This window comes from Pseudomonas sp., assembly GCF_030150285.1.
Lineage (GTDB): Bacteria > Pseudomonadota > Gammaproteobacteria > Pseudomonadales > Pseudomonadaceae > Aquipseudomonas.
Map to the genome: position 1 here is coordinate 1 of NZ_JASLGE010000074.1, position 20,827 is coordinate 20,827.

Genomic DNA, 20,827 nt, shown 5'->3' on the forward strand with positions numbered 1-20,827 from the left:
GCTCTTCGCAGGGTCGTTACGTAGTGGCAAACGCGCTGCTGCGTTGATGAGCTTGATCCAATCGGCCAAGCTCAACGGGCATGATCCGTACGCCTACTTGAAGGACGTTTTCACGCGCCTGCCGACGCAGCGGGCAAGTGAGATTCAGGAACTACTGCCGCATCGGTGGCAACCGGATTAGTTGCGCAAGATGGGATGCCCGGACGCTTACGCAACTCGTCCAGACCGAGGGTTTGAAAAGCGTCGATGGCAGGGTGTTGAGCGTTTGGCATGGGCATGACGTCACTCTTATTTTTGTGGTGGTGGATTTTGATGGGGGTCTCTGAGGTCTTGATCAGAGGTCAGCTATGGAAGTGATCGCCTTCGGTTGCTTTTCGCTGCAGCAGTAACGAAGGGCGATAGTGCTCGCCGTAGCAGGCTTGCAGGTTCTGGAGCACCGTCAGCAGGTTTGACAGCCCGAAGCCATCTGCCCAAGCGAGTGGCCCTTGAGGGAAGCCAAGACCAGCGCGCATGGCCAGATCGATATCTGTGGCTGAGGCAACCCCTTGAAGCAACGCCTCGGCAGCTTCGTTGGCCAGCATCGCCCAGGTGCGCAATACGATGAGTGCGGGACTGTCGGTCAAGCAGGTGACCTTGATCCCCAGTTGCTGCAAGAAACCGATGCCTTGAGCCTTGGCCAGCACGCCGATAGTTGATGAACAACTGATTGCCAGGCGTTTGGTCTGCAGGTAATCCCGGGCCAAATCCACCAGGATCAAGTTGGGCAGGGCGTCCTCAAGGGCGCGCCGACTGGCCAGACGACCGTCGGTCAAGGCCAGGGTGGCATCGCCAATACGCAGGAGTCCGCGCCCGGGAACTTGATTCACCGGAATATCATGGTGCTGGCAACGCTGGATCAGGCCGTTCGCCCAGTTGGCCGAGCCCTCGACCGTGCACTGGCTGACGAGCAGGTCACTGATAACCTCTGAAACGCTTGGTGCGAACGCGCCTTGGGTGTAGTCATAAAAACCCTGACCACTTTTTCTACCGAGCAGCCCTGCATCCACCCGCTGTTTTTGAATCAGTGAAGGTTGAAAGCGACGATCTCCATAAAAGGCTTCAAAGATTGAGCAAGTGACTGCGTAGTTAACGTCCTGGCCGATCAGGTCTGTCAATTCGAAAGTGCCCATTTTAAAGCCGCCAGCCTCACGTATCAGAGCATCGAGGGTCGTGCAGTCAGAAACACCTTCTTCAAGCGCACGCATGCTTTCGTTATAAAAGGGTCTTGCGATCCGATTGACGATAAAGCCAGGAGTTGAACGGGTATGAACAGGCTGTTTGCCCCAGGCGCGAACAATCGTGCTCGCGCGCTTGATGAGGTTCGGGTCGGTTAAATGGCCTGCGACGACTTCAACCAGTGGCATCACTGGTGCCGGATTGAAAAAGTGCAATCCGAGCAAACGTTTGGGGTGTTTGAGCTCTGCACTCAGCTGGGTAATTGAAAGGGAAGAGGTGTTGCTGGCGAGCAGGCAGGTCTTGGTGCAGACCTCTTCCAGTTGCAGAAGCAGGCTGCGCTTGGCATCGAAGTTTTCAGTAATCGCTTCAATGATCAGAGAGCAGGCTTTCAGTCCCTCAAGACTGTCGATCACACGCATGCGTGACAATGTCAGGTAACGCATGGCGGGATCCAGGCGACCTTTGCTCACCTGAGCATTCAGCCGTGTGGCCATCTGACCTATGGAGGCTTGGGCAGCGCCAGCGCATTGATCAAACAGCAAGACAGGATGGCCAGCGCTGGCGGCCACTTGAGCAATGCCGATACCCATCGTGCCGGAGCCGACTATCCCGATGGGGTCGTGGGTGGTGAGTGCTTTCATGGGTTACTTGCCCTTGAAGTGGGGGGCGCGCTTCTCCATAAATGCGCGCACACCTTCCTGATAGTCCTCGCTGCGTCCTGCGAGTTGTTGCAGGTTCTTCTCCAGTTCGAGTTGTTGCTCGAAGCTGTTGTCGAAAGAGCCATTCAAGGCCTGCTTGATCAATCCCAGGGCATAGGTAGGCTGTTTGGCTAAATGGGTCGCCAGACGCTGGGTTTCTTGCTCCAGCTCGGCGTCATCCACGCAGCGATAAATCAGACCGTACTGCTCGGCTTGCTCCGCGCTCAATGGCAGCCCCAGCAGGCATAAGGCTTTGGCTCGAGGCAGGCCCATGAGTCTGGGCAGAGCCCACGTGCCACCGGAGTCAGGGATCAAACCAATGTTGCAAAATGCCTGAATAAAGGTGCTGGAGCGCGCAGCCAATACCAGATCGCAGGCCAGCGCAATATTGGCCCCGGCCCCGGCCGCTACCCCGTTTACTGCACAAATCACCGGAACGGGCAGGGCGCGTAACAGGCGAATCAAAGGATTGTAAAAATGCTCCAGAGAGATCGACAGATCAATTTCAGCTCCCTGCAATGAAACGCTGCGCTCTTTCAGGTCCTGGCCTGCACAGAACCCTCGGCCTTCTCCCGTCAATACCAGCACCCGCAGACTTGGCAGGTTACTTATCACGTGCAGCGCCTCAATCATTTCAGCCTGCATCTGTGCATTAAAACTGTTGAGTTGTTCGGCACGGTTCAGCCGCAGAGTGGCTACACCAGCATCTAAGCTGAATAACAGGTGCTGCATGTTCATTGAGTTATGCCCCTTCAGCGCAGATAGGTATGGCTTAACGGCCTATAAAGTGGGGTTCGCGTTTTTCCTGAAAAGCCTTCAAGCCTTCCTGTCGATCTTGAGTGGCTGCCAACAAAGCAAACGCTTTGCGCTCCAGGCGTAAGCCACAGGCAAGGTTTGCCTCGGAGGCGGTCAACACGGCTTCTTTAGCCAAATTGACCGCTATGGGAGCTTTACAGGCGATGGAGTGGGCAATGTGCAGTGCACGTTCGATCGTGCGCTCTACAGAGGTCACTTCGCTGACCAGCCCGCTCTGCAAGGCCTGATGAGCATCAATAGGCTCGCCAGTCAGTACCATTTGCATGGCCCGTGATTTACCCACGACGACTGGCAGGCGCTGAGTCCCTCCGGCTCCGGGCATGATGCCCAGGTTGATTTCGGGCAGACCGAACCTGGCGTTCTCACCGGCAATAACGATATCGGCGTGCAAAACCAACTCGCAGCCGGCGCCCAGGGCAAGCCCGTTTACAGCGGCAATCAAAGGCTTTTTAAACTGGGATATGCGTTGCCAGCAGGCAACGCGTTGATCAGACAGGGTCGCAATAAAATCGTTGGCAGCCATTTCATGGATATCCGCCCCAGCCGCGAATACCTTGCTGCCCCCTGTCAGTACAACCGCTCGGACAGCCGGATCTGTTTGCGCATCATCCAGGGCCTCGACAAGCTGCTTGAGCAGTTCGGTGTTGAGTGCATTCAATGCCTCGGGCCGACTCAAGGTGATCATGCACACGCCTTGAGGGTTGTTCATCCTGTTCAGCAAGCAAGGCATTTGAATGCCCTCCCCAAAATTAATGCCACACGAGGTGTGTTTTTTTCTGAGTCTAGCGCCAAAGGGATACGACAAAATTACAAAAGTTTTAAATTGTGTGTCTAATTTCGTAAGTGGTGTGGTTTATTGGGTAGATGGATCCCGGTAGAGCTGTGTTCATAGCGCTGGGCTGAGGGTATATTTCAGCTTTCGGATCTGCCCGGTAATGCCATGTCTTCCCTCAGCCCGTTGAATCACTTGATAAAACGTTTTCAAGAGCAAACACCGATTCGAGCAAGCTCATTAATCATCACCCTCTATGGTGATGCCATCGAACCTCATGGCGGAAGCACATGGCTGGGGAGCCTGGTTAAACTGCTGGAACCCTTCGGCATCAATGAGCGCCTGATACGAACATCGATTTATCGTCTGAGTCAGGAAAATTGGGTCACGGCCGAAAAAGTGGGGCGACGCAGCTACTACGGTTTGACCAACATTGGTCGCAGACGCTTCGACAAAGCCTTCAAGCGGGTCTATCACGCGGGTGACTGCAGCTGGGATGGTTCCTGGTGCCTGGTAATGCTTACGCAACTGGATCAGGACAAACGCAAAACGGTACGCGAAGAGCTTGAGTGGCAGGGCTTTGGGGCACTTTCTCCAGTGCTGCTGGCCAGTCCCCACGCAGACAGAATCGATATCAGCAGCACCTTGCTTGATCTGGATGCGCAAGACCAAACCATCGTTTTCGAGGCCACAGCCCACGAATTCATGGCCTCTCAGGCGCTGCGTCAGCAAGTGCGGGAAACCTGGAATATCGATGAGCTGGCCGAGCATTATCGGGAGTTCATTCATCTGTTTCGCCCGCTATGGCAGTCGTTACGCGAACAGGAAGAACTGTCGCCCCAGGATTGCTTTCTGGCCCGACTTCTATTGATCCATGAATACCGCAAGCTGTTATTGCGCGACCCGCAACTGCCTGACGAGCTCTTGCCGGCCGACTGGGAAGGGAAGGCGGCTAGATTGCTGTGCCGCAATATTTACAAGCTGGTCTGGGAGAAGTCGCAGGACTGGCTGGTTGATGCGCTGGAGGTGGCTGGAGGGGAATTGCCTGAGGTTGGGGAGCGGTTTTATCAGCGGTTTGATGGTAATCCAGTTGTTACCTAATCCGATTTACCCGTTAACTGATCTGAATACCGGTCAATCGCTTTGTGCTTGAGTAAATCCAAATAGTCAGCCCATTGCTGCGCCGCCTCGCGTCGTTGCTCCAGTAACTGCGCCCGCGCACAAACGGCCCCAAGCGCGCCCGGCATTCTGTGTGACAGCGACAACTCCAGAACGACAGGATCTATTCCTAGCGGCGTTTTTCAAGAAAGCTGTGTTCGGGCCGATAGCGGTTTGCAGGTTCTAGCCACACCTTCCAGAACCTCCACTTTCAGCGTAAAAACAAGGACTCTCATGCGCACACAAGTCATTATCGAAGACCACGTATTGCCTCAGCTTCTGACATCCGCTATTGAGGCGTATGAAGTCTCCCACAAAGCTCATGAGCGAGGTCGAGTAAACAAAAAACTGGAAACCTTTGGGTTGCTGTGGGGGTATGCATTACCAGTGCGTGAGAATGTACCTGCGCGACTAGTCGCTGCGGTTGCTACCGTGGAGACCTCGGCGTTGCGTCATACTGCATGGGTCAGACCCGACCTTGAATCCATCAAGATGAAGAGAGATTTCTTTGCCGAGTACTGGCCGCAGTTGGAGTTAATCGGCACCTTCCATTCGCACCCCTATGAAGACTTATCCGAAGTCAATGATTGTAAGGGCTGGCGAGCCTCCGATGAGGACAAATCCTTCTGGCCTGCCTTCCATGAGACGGTCTGCCCAGATATAGATGAGCTGGCACACTTGGTAATTGCGATCACCGCATTGGGGCGTAAAGGCAGCGCAATGCCTGACCGTCTGCCAGGTTCAGAATATACCTCCGGTTATATCTTCAGCGCGGACAAGCGCAAACTGTGGATCAAGGGTTATACCTCGGCACTGTATGAAGAAATTGCGGATGACGACCATGAGGATCTGGCGTTTGAGGACGAGATCCTGGAGGTCAGATCTTATGATGTTTGGGAAGACGACGATGTGCTGTTGGAAATTCCATCCTTGGAAGCACGTTTTCGGCATGAACTGTTGCGCAAGTAAGGCCGTCTGAGCCTTTGGCCAGGGCCAGAAAGATGAGGCTGATTACCTGTACCGCGTCCAGGTAATCCAGCTGACCTGCGGACTAATCACTCATAGAGCCATTGCCTCAATTCCTTGAGGTTGGCGACTATGATTTGCTGAGCTTCCGGGTTGGGGTCCAGGTTTCTATGATCAATCTGATAGCGTTGTAAAACATACTTCACCAGTGCCCTGCGACAGGGCACTACGAGTTGGCCATCCACCATACCGAAGTCGCTTTCAATGATCGCTTTTTGTGCTGTGCTCAAACGCCCATCGGGCGCGATGATAACGGGTATTTCAATATTCCAGTCTTCATCCCGGTCTTGGGTGTTCTCTGACGCATCGAGTAACCCAGGCTCTCCTCGTAATCGGCTAAGTACAAAGTCACGGTACTGGCCGTTCTTCTCGCAATACGCTCGCACATGCCAGCGCATGCCGGTATAGATCAGTGTGTGCGGGGCAATGAGGCGAATTTCAACATTAGGTGTATTGAGCGATACGTACTCGGTTTCCAGGCGTAGACCGTCGCGGCAGGCTTTCAGCAGTGGGCGCAGGATCTCGGGGCGAATTGGTCGATCCGGAACCTCCAACACCTTGGTGTGTGTGTACGCTAGGGCAAGTCCATCAATGTGCGGCGCGCGTTCGTTGTTCTGGTAAAGCAGGTGTAAATAAGCGTTGGCACTGTCGTCGATGAACTTTGGCTTGAAGTGTTTGCTAGGTATATAGCCCTTGATCTGCTTGTCATATGTCAAGTTTCGGGGCGCATGCTCGGTGATGTAGGTGTTGATGTCTTTCGACGCCTGCTGGCGACTGATGCCAAAGCTCTGGATCAGGTGTCCCGTGGTCAGCCGGCCCTCCCACCAGGCAACGGTCTCAATCAAACGATAGCGAAGTGCCAGATCCCAGCGGACCTGCGCGATAGACTGTTTGCGTTTCATGACCCCTCCATGTGCGCGGATACTTTACCTGTATAAGTCTACAATCTAGACCTGTCGTGAATCATTACATATCGTGATTGTGTTTTCGAAATAAATCAAAGTCACGATGGAAGTGGATATGGACATGTCGGAAGATTTTTTGACTGTGGCACTGGTGCTGCTGGTGGCGATCCTACTGATGCTTGTACAGCAGAGTTTGAAGTTACGTGAGCTTTGGCGCATGGCGCTGATGTTCAAAAAGGATGCGCGCTGGGTAAAGATTCTGGAAATGGAAAAGCGAGAACTGCGTGCTGAGTTGCGAGTTGAGAAAGAGCGCACGGCGGAATTGGAGAAGAGGCTGGTGATATTGCAGCAATTGATCCCGGCAGTGGGCTTATGAACAAATTGTACGGTCCAAAAGATGCTTGATCGGAGAGCAGGGGGCGGGGCTGGTCAAGCGGTCACGATGTCCTCAGCGTTTGTCTTCGACTGGGCAATAACCTAGGAGAGCAGATATGCCAATGAAACCCAGGCCCTTGACCTACAAATGTGCCGCATGCGGTTGGGCGAAAACAGTGGCACCGGGAAGTGATTCATTGAAGTCGGGTGAGTGGTTTGACCGGTGTCCCAGATGCGGGAGCAAGGAGTTGGGGATGCGAGCTGCTGGGTGGTTGAAAGGTGCATTCGCTGAGCTTTTGGCGCGACGGCGATTCTGAGTCAAGGCATGACGGAGATCCAGATACCCACCGTCCATAAACTTGACAGCCGTAGTGGCAAAATGCAACTTAGCCCTCCTTGATATTCAGTGCAGATGGGAACCTTTAAGGAACGATATGAGTAAGGCTCAGGATTTCTCCAAGCTGTACACCCGGGTGGCGAGTGATATAGCCATGGCACTGGATGATGTTTCCAGGCTGGATGTGAGCAATGACAAGGGATATGCCCACCTGGCTAACGTCAAAGATAAATTGGGTCAAATGAAAGCTCGCTTTGACGGTGAGATTGCCTATCTCGAAAAGCATGCTGAATGGGACAATTTCACCATCGCATTTTTCGGCGAAACCAATGCCGGGAAAAGCACGATCATCGAGAGCTTGCGCATTCTGTTTGAAGAAAAAAAGCGTCAGGCACTGATCCAGAGAAACCAGGCGACTGTCAGCGATATTCAGGCTGTGTTTTCGGAGAAAAGCGACGCCCTGATTGATGAACTGAGTACACGTTATGTCAGCTTTTGCGAAGACATCGCTGCGTTAGGCGATGATATTGGAGCTTTGGTCAACCAGACTCAGCGTGACCTGCAAAGCACTCGATTGCAGTTGGAAAGCACTGAGCAGGAATTTAGCCACTGCAAGCAGCGGTTGAATAATACCGTTAGCGAACTGCATTACGCTCGGCAGTCGCTACAGAATAATGAGGCGTTGCTGAGTGAAAGCCAAAAGCTTATCGGGCAGTTGCAAGGTGAGCTTCAGGAACTAGGGCAGCAGCTATTTAGTGTACGAGGCGACTTGCAACAGAGTCAGCAACAGTTCACCGAGCAGGGCGCTCAGTTGCAAGCCTACAGAACTCAATTAGTCGAAAGTAAACGCCAAGGTGAAGCCGCGCGTATTTCGCTGGAGCAGCGTGCAAAAGTAAAAATGCTGCTAGGTCTATTAGTGGGGACGACGATCGGTATTGTCGCGGGCGTTCTGGGCTACGCACAGTTGGTGTAATACCGTGGCTTTAACGCTGAGTAGTTATTTCTCTTTGGTCGACCTCGGACATCCCCCATGCGCGAACAACACTCCCTGAGTGAGTTGGTCAGTGACAGACTGCCAACTCTGCTCAAGCAACAAAAAGAACTGGAGCGCTTGCAGCGCTGTGCAGGCCAGGTTGATGGCGAAATCGTCGGTACCGGTCAGGCGGATTTCACCCAGGATAATGTGATCTACGAGTTCAGCCATCAGGGCAAAAACTTTCACTTGATCGACGTACCTGGAATTGAGGGTAACGAATCCAAGTATGAGGCCATGGTCCAGGAGGCCATCGCCAAGGCTCACTTGGTATTTTACGTAAATGGTACCAACAAGAAGCCGGAGGCCGAGACTGCCCGGAGAATCAAGCATTACCTCAACCGTGATGCCAAGGTCTACGCCATTTGCAACCTGCGTGGTAAAGCGGACTCCTATGAGTTTGATATGGACCGTGAGTCGCTCGAGCAAACCCACAAAGATGCAGGCGCCATTCGTGCGCAGACTCGTGAAGTGCTTGAAGATATTCTCGGTTCGGCCTTGGTCAGTGGTTGCCAGAGCCTGCAAGGGTTGCTGGGGTTGACGGGTGTGGCGTTCGACGAGCGGGGCCTGACCAGTATCCATCCCGATAGAACAGACTTGTTGAAGTCACAACGCGCTTACAAGCAGGACTTCGTCAGCCAGCAAGCCATGCGCAGCTTCAGCCAGTTAAATGAGCTGCAGCAGGTGATTGGTGATGGTTGTGCCAACTTCGAAGTCGATATTGTTGAAAGTAACAAGCGCAAAGTCTTGCGCCTCCTGCAGGACACCGTGAATGACTTGAAGCAGCAGCGGGACGAGCACCAGACTATTAGTAATCAGGTTGGTGCAGAAATCATTGAGTGTGAAAAAGCCATTAGGCTCAGCTTTGAAGAGCTGAAAAACAGCTTTAGCAAACAACGCAGTAATGCTTTGGGTATCTTTTTCAATGACCTGACTAGTGCTGCTCGGGAGGCTGTCGAAGCGCACTTCAAGGACAAAGACGAAGTGGAACGGGTCATTCAAGAACACGTCAGGGTCGGACAAGAACGACTTGCTAATAGCCTTGCAAAGAGCCAGGAGCAACTGTTTGAACAACTGTCGAGCAGTATAGAGCGGGCAATCAAGCGCCTGCAGGAAAATGCCGAGCGGGTCCAGTTCCAACAACGCTTGAGTGTCGCTGCCAACCATTCGCTTTCGCTTTCCAGTGCCATGGATGCCATCAGTTTCAACTTTTCGGATTTCGGCGGCTTGCTCATGAGCGTCGGTGGTTATGCCATGAGTGGTTTCGCGCTCGGTTCGTTTATTCCTGGCGCAGGCAATATTATTGGGGCAGTGGTCGGCGGCATTGTTGGGCTATTTGCGGCAGGCATTAGCTATCTCCTGGGTGGGCGCAATAAAAAAATCGCCGAGGCGCAAGCCAATGTGACTGAGGCAATCAAAAAAGAGCGTGCTGCCAGTGAGACGCCGTTTGAGCAAGAGACTCAGGTTCTGTTGGCAACAATCAGGGCGCAGATCGAGGGCTCAACACTGCGTCAGTTGAGTGATGAACGCCAAAAGATGGCCGATGTTGGTGTTGTGTTCGATAAGAAAATTGCCTCTATCCAGGCGTTGAAAAATCAAGTGGAAGCCGCACCCTATGGAACAATTTAAGCAGTTCAATGCCAGCAAGTCCGAAGTCGTCAAGTCGCTTGGTGACCTCCAGAACCTTGTTGGTGCTCTCGCAGAACTGGGACTCGATGTGTCCCAAGACCTCGACAAGATCAAACAGGCTATAGGTGATGTCCAGGCCGATACCCTGCGCATTGCTTTAGTGGGCGCTTTCTCCGACGGAAAAACCAGCGTGGTTGCTGGTTGGTTGGGGCAGGTCATGAAGAACATGAAGATCGACGCCAACGAGTCCTCGGACGCTTTAGAAATCTACCGGCCCGATAACCTGCAAGACCGCTGCGAAATTGTCGATACCCCCGGCCTTTTCGGTGACAAGGAGAAAGCTGCAGAAAATGGCAGTTTGGTTCAGTACGGCGATATCACCAAAAATTACATCTCCGAAGCGCATTTGATTTTCTACGTGGTCGACGCGACCAACCCGCTCAAGGAAAGCCATCAGGACATCGCGCGCTGGGTGTTGCGCGACCTGAACAAGTTGAGTTCGACCATCTTCGTCATTAACAAAATGGATGAAGTGGCTGACCTGCGCGATGCCGAAGAATTTCAGCAGCAGAGCGCTATCAAGAAGAACAACCTGCTGGATAAGTTACAGCGCTTTGTTGGCCTGACGCCGGCCGAGCGTGATGCAGTCAATGTGGTCTGCGTAGCTTCCAACCCCAACAGCCGTGGGCTGGAATTTTGGTTTGAGCAAAAAGATTTGTATGACCAGCGTTCTCGCATCAGCGAGCTCAAGCAGGTTACCCAGCAGGTACTGGATAGCAGTGGTCGTGAAACCCTGATCAAGAAGACAGGTGTTGATGTGGTGCGTGACGTGTTGGGCAAGAAGATTGGCATGGCCAAGGATGAGTTGATCAGGCTCAAACTACTGGCCGATAACCAGCGCCTCGAAGCAACCCGCATCCAGGAAGATATTAATGAGGGCAAGCGCAAAGTCCTTGCTACCGTAGGCGACCTTTACCAGGCACTCAGCAATCTTGAGAAAGATCTGCTTAACAGCATACGTACGTTACCCCGTGATCAGGTTCACGCCTTTCTGGAGGCAGAAATCGGCTTCACGAAGAGCGACATAGGCGAAAAATTGCGTTTTCGCATTGATCATCTGTTTAGCATGGCGTTCAACCAGTCTTCATCGATTATGAGTGGTATTAGCGCCAGTATTGAACATCAGCTAGATGCCTCGTTAGCGTTTGCTGACAGTATTACGGCATCGGCCTTGTCGGCTTCGAGCAGAGCGTTGAGCGCGGTATCGAAAATTCCCGTCGAGAACATCAAAAATGGTGTGTTCCTAGCTCGAGAGACCCTGAAAAACCTTACGGGTTACGTCTATAAATTCAAGCCTTGGGAAGCCACTAAGCTGGCCTCTAACATCAGCCGCTGGTCTGGACCGATTGGTGCGGCTATTCAGGTATTGACTGACATCATCACCGTTGTGCAGCAGCAACGTGCTGAGGCGGAGCTTAAGAAGCTGCAGAGTGACCTTGCTGAAGTCGTTAAAAGCCATTTTGCCGAGCCAATGAGGCTGCTGATGGATCACGACAAGGTGATGGAAATTTTTGCACCGCAGATCAAGATGTTTGAGAAAATCCTGATCGAACAGGAGAAAAGTCTGGATGCCTTGAGCAACCGGCAAGCGCAACTGGGGCAGCTTGAAACCCACTTGAATCAGGCGTTTGGTGCGCCAGTGGTGATCGAAGGCGAGTTTCGGGTGATCTGATCGTATGTGTCTGGCCAGTGATGCTGGCCAGACCTGGTTGCGTGAGTGTCAGAGCAACCCTTCGTTATTCAGTTTCAGGCGCGCATAGAACACAATGGCAACAGCCGGTATCAGCGCCGAGTAACCCGGTTTGACCGCACTTTTAAGATTGGTAAACGCTGTTTGAAGTCGTTCAGTCGGTATCAGCGTGCTGAGCGATGACCATCTTGATAAGGATGCCAAAGCCACTGCTTTACTGAGATTGGGCTGCGATGATTGGGTTTTCCTATACAGAGGTGCTGGTGCTTCAGGCGCCGAAAAGTAGGACGTCACGGTCAGGCTGGCTGCCAGAGCATCAACTTGCTCAAAATAGTCTTTCTCAGGCATGGCGCGTACTTGCTGAAGGATATCTTTTCTCGAAGCAAGCGTGTGATTATCCCCGAATGAAGACTGGAAGAACTGGCTGATCAGCATTGCCTCCAGTTCGATAACCTGCGCACAGTCGTGCATCTCGTTTACAAGCTCATAGTGCTCGGCGAGCATCAGGAGAATTTGCACGTATTTAAGCCCGCGACCCCGTGCCAGATTGACCATGCAATGCCCTCCGAGCAGTTGAAGCTCTTTGGCCATTAGGTACAACGACTGATCGGTTTCAAGGTTCGCCCAGCTGCTGGTCCGCAGATGTTTGACTACCTGGCCGCGGATGCGTTCGCTGGTCAGCTCCAGCAGGTCATAGAGCAGGTGGTCAAGTACAACGGGGTCGGGTTTTTTGATTATTGTCTGCGGCTGTGATGATGCTGGTAGGCCGCTTTGATAGCCTTGGAAGCCGCAGTCGCGCAACACTTTTTCCAGGCTCTCCCAATAGTCCGTGTGCCCAAAATCGGTCATCTCGACATTCTTGCAGTTATCTACCGGGTTACGGCCTGCACTGGTTTCGCCCAGGTTAAACAGCAGGATTTTGTCGGAGCTCGAAAAAGCATTGCACAGCTTGCCTTTGATAAGCTTGTCGAATGCAGATGCTTCATCCCCCGACAGCTTAGACGCAGCGGCCATCAACAGAACATCACCGACTACTAGTCCGTCATCAGGCGGATTATTGTGCCGTTCGCGTAATGCACTGATGACTATACGTCCCCCCAGCGAGTGCCCGACCAGATTGACAGTTTCAACGTACGGATGATGCTCAAGCAGGTAGCTATCGAGTTGCTTGAGCAGCGTCTTGCCCATGTCGCTGGCGCGGTTGCGGCTTCTGTTGAAATGGATAGCACGGTCGACGGCAACAGCTCCAGCGCCAACAAAGGCGCTGACTCGCGCGGTAGCCCAAATGCCTTTGCTGATGAAAGTGTCGAACTGGCTCCAATGCCCCGATGGCCAGAAGGCGAAGATGTTGATGCAGTTGTGCAAGGATGAGGGGATGGCCTTGCGCAACGCACAGCGATCTTCCATATCGTGGCCGGCTGAGTAGCCATGGATAAATACATTGGCCACGGTTCCCGAGCGATGGGGAAGGGTCATAAATTTGAACTGAGTGCTCACTCAAGGTCCTTGCATGAGGCTGAAGAATAAATAAATGATGTCATTCCGCTATCTAGCTGTAAATCATTTTGCAGAACAACTAGTTAGTGGGTGAGCGTATGCATGAGTGTCGTTGAGACATGTCAACAATCGGCACAGATTGTGAGGCAATATCGCTATAAACATCGCTCTTGGTGCCGCTTGGGCCTCGTTGAAGAATGGAAGCTAGTAAGTCCTGAGCCAAAATGTTACCTGTTTACACATCCAGTATTGGTACTCCAAGCCCAGAGGTTTACTGTCCGCGCAATCGTTGGTGACCCTCGCGCTCTACGACATCTTGGGCATTTCACTTGTGATGGTGAAAAGGAACAAAAATAGGGACGATTTGCTGGCCCGATGATACTGAAGTGGGTAAGGTTCGCCCATTAACCGCAGGTACAGCCTTCGCCTGGCCACAGATCTCTGTTGTCCCCCTGCTGGCGCTGGCGCCATGGTGGATTATCCATCACGCACCAGCGACGCCTGCGCACTTATTTTTTACTCTAGGATCGCCAATGGCTATCAAGAAATCCGATCTTTACTCTTCCCTCTGGGCCTCGTGTGACGAGCTGCGCGGTGGGATGGATGCCAGCCAGTACAAGGACTACGTCCTGTTCATGCTGTTTATCAAGTACATCTCCGACAAGTACGGTAACTCGGATGACTTCGCACCACCGGTCAATATTCCACCGGGTGCCAGTTTCAAGGACATGATCGCCCTCAAGGGCAAGGCCGACATCGGCGACAAGATCAACAAGCAGGTCATTCAACCGCTGATCGACGCCAACAGCCGGCTTGCGCGCAGTGACTTTCCCGACTTCAACGATCCAAACAAGCTCGGCGAAGGCGATGCGATGGTGCAGCGCCTGACCAATCTGGTGGCCATCTTCGAGAAGCCCGAGCTGGATTTCTCGAAAAATCGCGCCGATAACGACGACATTCTTGGCGACGCCTACGAATACCTGATGCGCCACTTCGCCAGCGAAAGCGGCAAGAGCAAAGGGCAGTTCTACACCCCGTCCGAGGTTAGCCGCGTCATTGCCCAAGTCATCGGTATCAGCCCGGCCAATACGGTGGCCAAAACCAGCGTCTACGACCCGACGTGCGGCTCAGGTTCCTTGTTGCTGAAAGTAGCCGACCAGGCGGGTAAACACATCACCCTGGAAGGGCAGGAGATGGACGTGACCACCGCCGGTCTCGCCCGCATGAACATGATCCTGCACGACTTCCCGACCGCTAATATTTTGCAGGGCAACACACTGTCCACGCCCAAGTTCAAGGACGGCGAGCAGCTGCGTACCTATGACTATGTCGTGGCTAACCCGCCGTTTTCGGTCAAGAGCTGGAGCGTCGGGTTGACACCCGCCAATGACCCTTACCAGCGCTTTGCCTGGGGTGAGCCGCCGGCCAAACAGGGCGACTATGCCTTTTTGCTGCACATCATCCGCTCACTGAAAAGTACCGGCAAAGGCGCCTGTATTCTGCCCCACGGCGTGCTGTTTCGCGGCAATGCCGAGGCCGTGATCCGTGCTCAGTTGGTGCGTTCGGGCTACCTCAAAGCGATTATCGGTCTGCCGGCAAACCTGTTTTTTGGCACAGGCATACCCGCATGCATCCTGGTGCTGGACAAGGAAAACGCCAGTGCGCGCAAAGGCATTTTCATGATCGATGCCGCCAAGGGCTTTATCAAAGACGGCCCCAAGAACCGCTTGCGCGATCAGGACGTGCACAAAATCGTCGATACCTTTACCCGAATGGCAGATGTGCCGCGTTACGCGCGCATGGTCCCCTTCGACGAGATCAGCGACCCGAAAAACGACTTCAACCTCAACCTGCCGCGCTATATCGACAGTACCGAGCCTGAGGATATTCAAGACATCGACGGCCATTTGCGCGGAGGCATTCCCGAGCGTGACATCGACGCCTTCGACAGCTACTGGCAGGTCATGCCGGCCCTGCGCGCGGCCCTGTTCAAGCCGGCCAGCCACCCCGGTTACTGTGAGCTGGTTAGCCGTGAGGTGAAGTCGGTCATATTCGCTCACCAGCAGTTCGCCACCTTTAAAGCCGGTGTGGATACGCTGTTCAAACAGTGGTTGATCAGCAGCACCCCGCTACTCAAAGGCTTTGCAGTCAACAGCCACCCCAAGGAGCTGGTTGCCACATTGTCCGAAGACCTGCTCCGTACTTTCGCCAAAGCGCACCTGCTTGACCATTACGACATCTATCAGCACCTGATGGACTACTGGGCGGCGACCATGCAGGACGACTGCTATCTGATCAGCGCCGACGGCTGGAAAGCTGCCGCTAGTGCGCGCGAAATCTTCAAAGTAAAAGACAAGAACAACAAGCTGGTCTGGGCTGAGAAGCATGACTACTGTAAAGGCAAGCGCCGCTTCAAATCCGACCTGATTCCGGTCGAGATTCTCATTGCCAACTATTTCATGGCTGAGCGCAACGACATTGAAGGCCTTGAAACCTGGCTTGCCAGTGTCGAGCAAAGCATGAGTGAAATGCTTGAAGAGCACAGCGGTGAGGATGGCTCGCTCAGTGAGGTGGTTGAGGGCGAGGGTGATAAGCAGAAAGTCACCGCCAAAGCCATCAAGGCACGTCAACGCGAGATTGGCCTGGATCCGGATTATGAGGATGAACTCAAGGTGTTGGCCGAATACGACGCGTTGATCGATCAGCAAAGCAGCCTCAAGGCCAAGCTCAAAAAGGCAGAGGAAGATCTCGAGAACATGATCCACGCGAAATACCCGCTGCTTGGCGAGGACGATATCAAAAGCCTGGTAGTGGATGATAAATGGTTGGCTACCTTGGCCGCTGCTGTGCAGGGCGAACTTGACCGAGTCTCTCAGACTCTGACCGGACGCATCCGCGAGCTGAGCGAACGCTACGCCACCCCGTTGCCGCAGCTCACCGATGAAGTCGCCACCCTGGCCAGCCGTGTCGAAGATCATCTGAAAAAAATGGGGGCGGTATGGCAGTGAAGCCCGGCTATAAGCAGACCGAGGTGGGAATTATTCCGGAGGAGTGGGAGGTCGTTGCAGTCGAAAGACTCGTGGAGGAAAGAACTCTCGCGAAACCGCTTGACGGAAATCACGGCAACATTCACCCGAAGAGCAGCGACTACGTTTACCACGGCATCCCATTCGTGATGGCGAACAATTTTTCTAACGGCCATGTAAATTTTGAAAATTGTAAGTTCATCACCAAGGAAAGAGCGGACAAACTCCAGAAAGGTTTTTCGGTATCTGGTGATGTTCTGTTGACCCATAAAGGAACGGTAGGGAACACTGCCATCGTTGGCGAGTTGAGCACCGATTACATCATGCTCACACCTCAAGTTACCTACTATCGAGTTCTAGATGCGAATAGCCTGAACAACAACTTTCTACGGCATTATTTCGATAGCCAATCATTCCAATCGCTTTTTACTAGCTTGGCTGGAGGCGGAACGCGGGCCTACCTTGGCATTGTTAAGCAACTAGCTTTGCCTATTATCATGCCGCCTATCAAGGAGCAACGCGCCATCGCGGCGGTATTGAGTGATGTGGATGCGTTGCTGGGTGCACTGGAGCGACTTATCTCCAAGAAGCGCAACCTCAAACAGGCCGCCATGCAACAACTTCTCACTGGCCAATCTCGCCTCCCTGGTTTCCATGGTGAGTGGGAGGTGAAACGCCTGGGGGAAATGGCGGAGATCGTGATGGGGCAGTCACCAAGCTCCTCGAATTACAACTCGCAAGGCGATGGCCTCCCGTTGATCCAGGGAAATGCGGACATTGCAAACCGCAAAACGATCAAGCGTGTATTCACCACTCAAATCACGAAACGTGGACGAGCAGGCGACACGCTGATGTCGGTTCGTGCTCCTGTTGGGGAGGTATCGCGAGCGACTTTCGATCTGTGTATCGGGCGCGGAGTTTGTGCAATCCGATATCCAAATGACTTTCTTTATCATTACCTTATTTTTCTTGAGCCGATGTGGGGCAAGCATTCAAAGGGCTCGACATTTGAATCCGTAAACTCAACTGATGTGAAGGTTGTCGAGGTTCAACTGCCATCCGACTTCCCTGAACAAACCGCCATCGCCGCCGTGCTGTCCGATATGGACGACGAACTGGCCGCGCTGAAGCAGCGCCTGGACAAAACCCGCGCCCTCAAGCAAGGCATGATGCAAGAACTGCTGACAGGAAGAACCCGACTGCTATGACAAACCTGAGCATGGATGCGACTCAACCGCAGCAGGCAAAGGGGCTGTCCAGCAAGATCATCAGCGTTTACGAACTGCTTATGGACTCTTCTCTGGATATCCCCCACTACCAGCGCCCCTATAAGTGGACCGGCAAGAACATCAACCAACTGTTCTCCGATATTGCCATCCATAAGGATAAGTCGGCCTATCGCTTGGGCACCATCGTGTTTCACCAGGACGGTGATACAAAGAACATCGTCGATGGCCAGCAGCGGACCATTAGCCTGCTACTAGCGGTCCGTGCGCTTATTCAGCGGAACAAGGAAAAAAAGCTCGAACGCAAAGACTTGCGCGAACGCTTGCTCAAGCTTGAGCAAGCGATGGTGAACCCCAGCTTTACCAGCGAGATCTCGCAGAAGAATATCCACAGCAATTACCTTGAGGTGGCCCGCATCGTTTCCCGATCGGACTTCACCGAGGCGCATATCGATTTCTTCCTGAACAAGTGTCAGGTCGTGGTGGTGGCCTTGAACGATGTGTCGGAAGCCTTCCAGTTCTTCGACTCGCAGAATGCGCGGGGTCGGGACCTGGAACCCCATGATCTGCTCAAGGCCTACCACCTGCGAGAGTTCAGCTCACGTGACGAGCCATTGAAGGCCGCCACAGTGGCGCATTGGGAAAACACGGATACCGATGAGTTGGCCACATTGTTCTCGCAGTACCTGTACCGGATCCGCAATTGGTCGAAAGGGGTTTCGGCGCGTTACTTCAGCAAGGATGACAGTGACATATTCAAGGGCGTGAATATCGATACAGTGACCAGCTATCCCTATGTGGAGCAGCTGCGTATCACCCACCATTTTGTCGATAACTACAACGGGCAGTACGAGCGCAAGATCGACTCGCGCGAGCTTGGTTTTCCCTTCCATCTGGATCAGATCATCATCAATGGCCGGCGTTTTTTTGAGTTGATCAGCCACTATCAGGGCAAAGTGGCGCGGATCAGCGCTGAATCCTGGAGCGGACATGAATTGGTGGGTGCTGAAGGGCTTGATGGCTATGCGAAAACCATCATGGATACCCTCAATAGCTATTCGGCAAGAACCCGCACCGGCGATTGCTACGTACGGGCGATGTTCGATTGCCTGTTGATTTACTACATCGACAAGTTCGGTCACGCGGATATCTCCCGCGCCATCGAGAAGATTTTCATCTGGGCCTACAGCCTGCGCTTGAAGATGCAGGTAGTACAGCTGGCCAGCATGGATAATCACGTGCTGGAGAACAATCTGTTCCGGTTGATCAAGGACGCCACACGTCCTGCTGACTTTATTAACTGCACACTGCCGGTATTAAATGGCCAGAAGTCAACCAGAACCGGTGAGATCGAGGCTCTGTTCAAGGCGATGAAATATTATGAGTAGGGAAATCAGTCAGCTCTCCATCAAGGCGCTGCTCAGCGGTCGGGACGAATACGTCATCCCGATGTATCAGCGCAATTACGCCTGGGAGGAGGGCGAAATCACGCAACTGATTCAGGACGTGATTGATTACCTGCCGAAGAAGGACGATAAAGCGCGCAATTATTACATTGGCACCTTGGTGGTGTATGAGCGCCCGGATAGCAAAACACCGGTGTTTGAAACCATTGATGGCCAACAGCGCTTGACGACCCTCTCGCTACTGACTTCGTACTTGAAAAACACCCGGTTGGTCGATCTTGCCTGGTACTCGAACCTGAGTATCCATTTCGATAGCCGTGAGCATTCGCGCGCTACCTTTTCGGCCATCTTCGAGGGGAAATTCAACGACGACCCTGCCGAGGTGCTGGCCGAGAAACAGATCAATACTGGCATCCTCAATGGCTACCGCCTCATCCAGAAACTTTTGCCGCAAAAGCTCAAAGAGAACAGCATTTCGCTTCAGCAGTTCTACGACTATCTGTTCCACTACGTGCAAATCATGCGGGTGAAAGTACCGGCGGATACGGACCTGAACCATTACTTCGAGATCATGAATAACCGCGGTGAGCAGTTGGAAAAGCACGAGGTGCTCAAGGCACGGATGATGAAGGAGTTGCAGGGTTGCGAGCAGAGCCAGAACTGCCTGCATGCCGTATGGGAAGCCTGCGCGAACATGGAGCGCTATGTGCAAATGGGCTTCACGCCTGGCCAACGTGGCAGCATTTTTGGCGACAAGGACTGGGGACAATTTGAGCTTGCTGACTTTGATGCGCTGCGGGCTGCGCTGCACAGTTCGCAAGAGGTAGCCGCTAAGCAGGAAACTCGCTTAACGCTTGATCAGATCATTGCTAAAGCACCGGTTGCTGCGAAGCAGGATGAGTCAAGTGAGGACGCGCCAGAGCGTTTCAACACGGCTATCAACTTCCCGAACTTCCTGTTGCATGTACTGCGTGTCGATACGAAAGCCGACATCCCATTGGATGACAAACGTCTGCTCGATACCTTTGAAGCTTATGTGCTCAAGCAGCCAGATCCTGTAGCCGCGGTGAAGCGTTTTACCTTTAGCCTGTTGCGCTGCAAGTATCTGTTTGACCAGTACGTGATCAAGCGCGAGTTCATCAAGGGCGCTGATGGCTGGAGCCTCAAACGCTTCAAATGGAATGACGGCGGAGAACGTAGCCGGGCAGGTCGCGGGAGTTATGTGAATACCTTCGGCGAGGAGGATGGCAACGAAGACATCAACCGCCGCATCATGATGTTGCTGTCAGCGTTTCATGTTTCTACGCCAACGCTGGTTTACAAGCACTGGCTGAATGCGGCGCTGTTTCACCTGTTTTATGTTGAACAGATTGAGGCTCTGGCTTATCTGAAGCACATGGAGTCGGTAGCAAAAGCGTTTGTCTTTGACCGCTTTCTGGCTCAAGGGGCAGGGCTTGAATACTTTGCGATGATCTATACCAACGGGAGCGCCTGTCAGACGCGTCGCGAAAGCATTGCGGCAGAGCCGATTGAGTCTCGGCTGACATTCGGTAACATCGAAAACAACCTGGTGTTCAACTTTCTGGACTACTTGCTTTGGCTTGAACACAGGGCAAAAGAGCCGGTTAAATCCTACGAATTCACCTTCCGTAGTTCGGTTGAGCATTACTACCCGCAGCATCCTCTAGACGGACAAGTTCAGCTGGATGCTGACACGCTTAACTCGTTCGGCAATCTGTGCCTGATCAGCCACAGCAAGAACTCTCGCTTGAGCAATTTCATGCCTTCGGCCAAGAGAGAGTTTTATAAGAACAACACCATCGATAGCGTTAAACAGTATTTGATGATGGAAATAGAATCTTGGGATGCCGACGCCATACGCGCCCATTCCGAACAAATGAATAACGTGTTGCTCAACAGTCTCGTAAGCAAACACGAATCCGAGTAAACCCTGCAGG

General features: G+C 53.0%; 16 protein-coding genes and 1 pseudogene. 11 read left to right on the plus strand and 6 right to left on the minus strand.

Features of this window, described 5'->3' with window-relative positions; translation table 11 throughout:
- The coding region (locus Q1W15_RS16550; RefSeq protein ID WP_300730265.1) for a transposase domain-containing protein at positions 1–181 on the plus strand (181 nt) is incomplete at its 5' end.
- A 160-nt stretch (positions 182–341) separates the two neighbouring features.
- Here the strand turns inward: Q1W15_RS16550 and Q1W15_RS16555 are convergent.
- Genes Q1W15_RS16555 through paaF form a run of 3 tightly spaced genes read right to left on the minus strand, consistent with a single transcriptional unit; the run spans position 342 to position 3,459 of the window.
- The gene (locus tag Q1W15_RS16555; protein WP_300730266.1) at positions 342–1,856 is read right to left on the minus strand and encodes a 3-hydroxyacyl-CoA dehydrogenase; all 1,515 of its coding nucleotides are present in this window, start codon (positions 1,854–1,856) and stop codon (positions 342–344) included.
- Between the two features lie 3 nt (positions 1,857–1,859).
- Positions 1,860–2,651, minus strand: coding sequence for a 2-(1,2-epoxy-1,2-dihydrophenyl)acetyl-CoA isomerase PaaG (gene paaG / locus Q1W15_RS16560; RefSeq protein ID WP_300730267.1), 792 nt, complete (start codon positions 2,649–2,651; stop codon positions 1,860–1,862).
- Between the two features lie 34 nt (positions 2,652–2,685).
- A complete protein-coding gene (gene paaF, locus Q1W15_RS16565; protein WP_300730268.1) occupies positions 2,686–3,459 on the minus strand; it encodes a 2,3-dehydroadipyl-CoA hydratase PaaF in 774 nt (257 codons plus the stop codon).
- A gap of 210 nt (positions 3,460–3,669) precedes the next feature.
- Between paaF and paaX the strand changes: the two genes are divergently transcribed.
- Complete coding sequence (gene paaX, locus Q1W15_RS16570; protein WP_300730269.1) at positions 3,670–4,602, plus strand: phenylacetic acid degradation operon negative regulatory protein PaaX; 933 nt, start codon at positions 3,670–3,672, stop codon at positions 4,600–4,602.
- Here paaX and Q1W15_RS16575 read toward each other — a convergent pair.
- Positions 4,599–4,793: pseudogene (locus Q1W15_RS16575) on the minus strand (hypothetical protein); the annotation flags it as partial. The gene paaX and the pseudogene Q1W15_RS16575 sit on opposite strands and share 4 nt — an antisense overlap.
- 100 nt (positions 4,794–4,893) lie before the next feature.
- On the opposite strand from Q1W15_RS16575, the gene Q1W15_RS16580 reads away from it, so the two are divergent.
- Complete coding sequence (locus tag Q1W15_RS16580; RefSeq protein ID WP_300730270.1) at positions 4,894–5,628, plus strand: hypothetical protein; 735 nt, start codon at positions 4,894–4,896, stop codon at positions 5,626–5,628.
- A gap of 86 nt (positions 5,629–5,714) precedes the next feature.
- On the opposite strand, the gene Q1W15_RS16585 is transcribed toward Q1W15_RS16580, so the two are convergent.
- Positions 5,715–6,587, minus strand: a complete 873-nt coding sequence (locus Q1W15_RS16585; protein ID WP_300730271.1) for a WYL domain-containing protein — start codon at positions 6,585–6,587, stop codon at positions 5,715–5,717.
- 118 nt (positions 6,588–6,705) lie between these two features.
- Between Q1W15_RS16585 and Q1W15_RS16590 the strand changes: the two genes are divergently transcribed.
- The 4 genes from Q1W15_RS16590 to Q1W15_RS16605 all read left to right on the plus strand — a co-directional run bounded on the left by Q1W15_RS16590 (position 6,706) and on the right by Q1W15_RS16605 (position 11,696).
- Positions 6,706–6,966 carry a hypothetical protein gene (locus tag Q1W15_RS16590; RefSeq protein ID WP_300730272.1) on the plus strand — a complete coding sequence of 87 codons (261 nt, stop codon included), beginning with the start codon at positions 6,706–6,708 and terminating at the stop codon, positions 6,964–6,966.
- Positions 6,967–7,399: 433 nt separating this feature from the next.
- Positions 7,400–8,275 (plus strand): hypothetical protein, encoded by an 876-nt coding sequence (locus tag Q1W15_RS16595; RefSeq protein WP_300730273.1) that lies wholly within the window; start codon positions 7,400–7,402, stop codon positions 8,273–8,275.
- 57 nt (positions 8,276–8,332) lie between these two features.
- Complete coding sequence (locus Q1W15_RS16600; RefSeq protein WP_300730274.1) at positions 8,333–9,964, plus strand: GTPase; 1,632 nt, start codon at positions 8,333–8,335, stop codon at positions 9,962–9,964.
- Positions 9,951–11,696, plus strand: coding sequence for a LeoA/HP0731 family dynamin-like GTPase (locus Q1W15_RS16605; RefSeq protein WP_300730275.1), 1,746 nt, complete (start codon positions 9,951–9,953; stop codon positions 11,694–11,696). The genes Q1W15_RS16600 and Q1W15_RS16605 overlap by 14 nt, the downstream gene beginning before the upstream one ends.
- Before the next feature lie 48 nt (positions 11,697–11,744).
- On the opposite strand, the gene Q1W15_RS16610 is transcribed toward Q1W15_RS16605, so the two are convergent.
- Positions 11,745–13,211, minus strand: coding sequence for a DUF726 domain-containing protein (locus Q1W15_RS16610; protein ID WP_300730276.1), 1,467 nt, complete (start codon positions 13,209–13,211; stop codon positions 11,745–11,747).
- 533 nt (positions 13,212–13,744) lie between these two features.
- On the opposite strand from Q1W15_RS16610, the gene Q1W15_RS16615 reads away from it, so the two are divergent.
- Genes Q1W15_RS16615 through Q1W15_RS16630 form a run of 4 tightly spaced genes read left to right on the plus strand, consistent with a single transcriptional unit; the run spans position 13,745 to position 20,817 of the window.
- Entirely contained in the window at positions 13,745–16,219 is a 2,475-nt protein-coding gene (locus Q1W15_RS16615; protein WP_300730277.1) for a class I SAM-dependent DNA methyltransferase, read from the plus strand.
- The gene (locus Q1W15_RS16620) at positions 16,210–17,445 is read left to right on the plus strand and encodes a restriction endonuclease subunit S (protein WP_300730278.1); all 1,236 of its coding nucleotides are present in this window, start codon (positions 16,210–16,212) and stop codon (positions 17,443–17,445) included. Before Q1W15_RS16615 ends, Q1W15_RS16620 begins: the two co-directional genes overlap by 10 nt.
- Complete coding sequence (locus Q1W15_RS16625; RefSeq protein ID WP_300730279.1) at positions 17,442–18,851, plus strand: DUF262 domain-containing protein; 1,410 nt, start codon at positions 17,442–17,444, stop codon at positions 18,849–18,851. Before Q1W15_RS16620 ends, Q1W15_RS16625 begins: the two co-directional genes overlap by 4 nt.
- Positions 18,844–20,817 (plus strand): DUF262 domain-containing protein, encoded by a 1,974-nt coding sequence (locus Q1W15_RS16630; protein WP_300730280.1) that lies wholly within the window; start codon positions 18,844–18,846, stop codon positions 20,815–20,817. The genes Q1W15_RS16625 and Q1W15_RS16630 overlap by 8 nt, the downstream gene beginning before the upstream one ends.
- Positions 20,818–20,827 lie beyond the last annotated feature (10 nt).

Bases quoted from the DNA above. Each gene is read 5' to 3' on its own strand.
- Q1W15_RS16630 (WP_300730280.1), top strand. From the start codon at position 18,844: ATGAGTAGGGAAATCAGTCAGCTCTCCATCAAGGCGCTGCTCAGCGGT.
- Q1W15_RS16585 (WP_300730271.1), bottom strand. From the start codon at position 6,587: ATGAAACGCAAACAGTCTATCGCGCAGGTCCGCTGGGATCTGGCACTT.
- Q1W15_RS16555 (WP_300730266.1), bottom strand. From the start codon at position 1,856: ATGAAAGCACTCACCACCCACGACCCCATCGGGATAGTCGGCTCCGGC.
- Q1W15_RS16580 (WP_300730270.1), top strand. From the start codon at position 4,894: ATGCGCACACAAGTCATTATCGAAGACCACGTATTGCCTCAGCTTCTG.
- Q1W15_RS16605 (WP_300730275.1), top strand. From the start codon at position 9,951: ATGGAACAATTTAAGCAGTTCAATGCCAGCAAGTCCGAAGTCGTCAAG.
- paaX (WP_300730269.1), top strand. From the start codon at position 3,670: ATGTCTTCCCTCAGCCCGTTGAATCACTTGATAAAACGTTTTCAAGAG.
- paaG (WP_300730267.1), bottom strand. From the start codon at position 2,651: ATGAACATGCAGCACCTGTTATTCAGCTTAGATGCTGGTGTAGCCACT.
- Q1W15_RS16590 (WP_300730272.1), top strand. From the start codon at position 6,706: ATGGACATGTCGGAAGATTTTTTGACTGTGGCACTGGTGCTGCTGGTG.
- Q1W15_RS16625 (WP_300730279.1), top strand. From the start codon at position 17,442: ATGACAAACCTGAGCATGGATGCGACTCAACCGCAGCAGGCAAAGGGG.
- Q1W15_RS16595 (WP_300730273.1), top strand. From the start codon at position 7,400: ATGAGTAAGGCTCAGGATTTCTCCAAGCTGTACACCCGGGTGGCGAGT.
- paaF (WP_300730268.1), bottom strand. From the start codon at position 3,459: ATGCCTTGCTTGCTGAACAGGATGAACAACCCTCAAGGCGTGTGCATG.
- Q1W15_RS16620 (WP_300730278.1), top strand. From the start codon at position 16,210: ATGGCAGTGAAGCCCGGCTATAAGCAGACCGAGGTGGGAATTATTCCG.
- Q1W15_RS16615 (WP_300730277.1), top strand. From the start codon at position 13,745: ATGGCTATCAAGAAATCCGATCTTTACTCTTCCCTCTGGGCCTCGTGT.
- Q1W15_RS16600 (WP_300730274.1), top strand. From the start codon at position 8,333: ATGCGCGAACAACACTCCCTGAGTGAGTTGGTCAGTGACAGACTGCCA.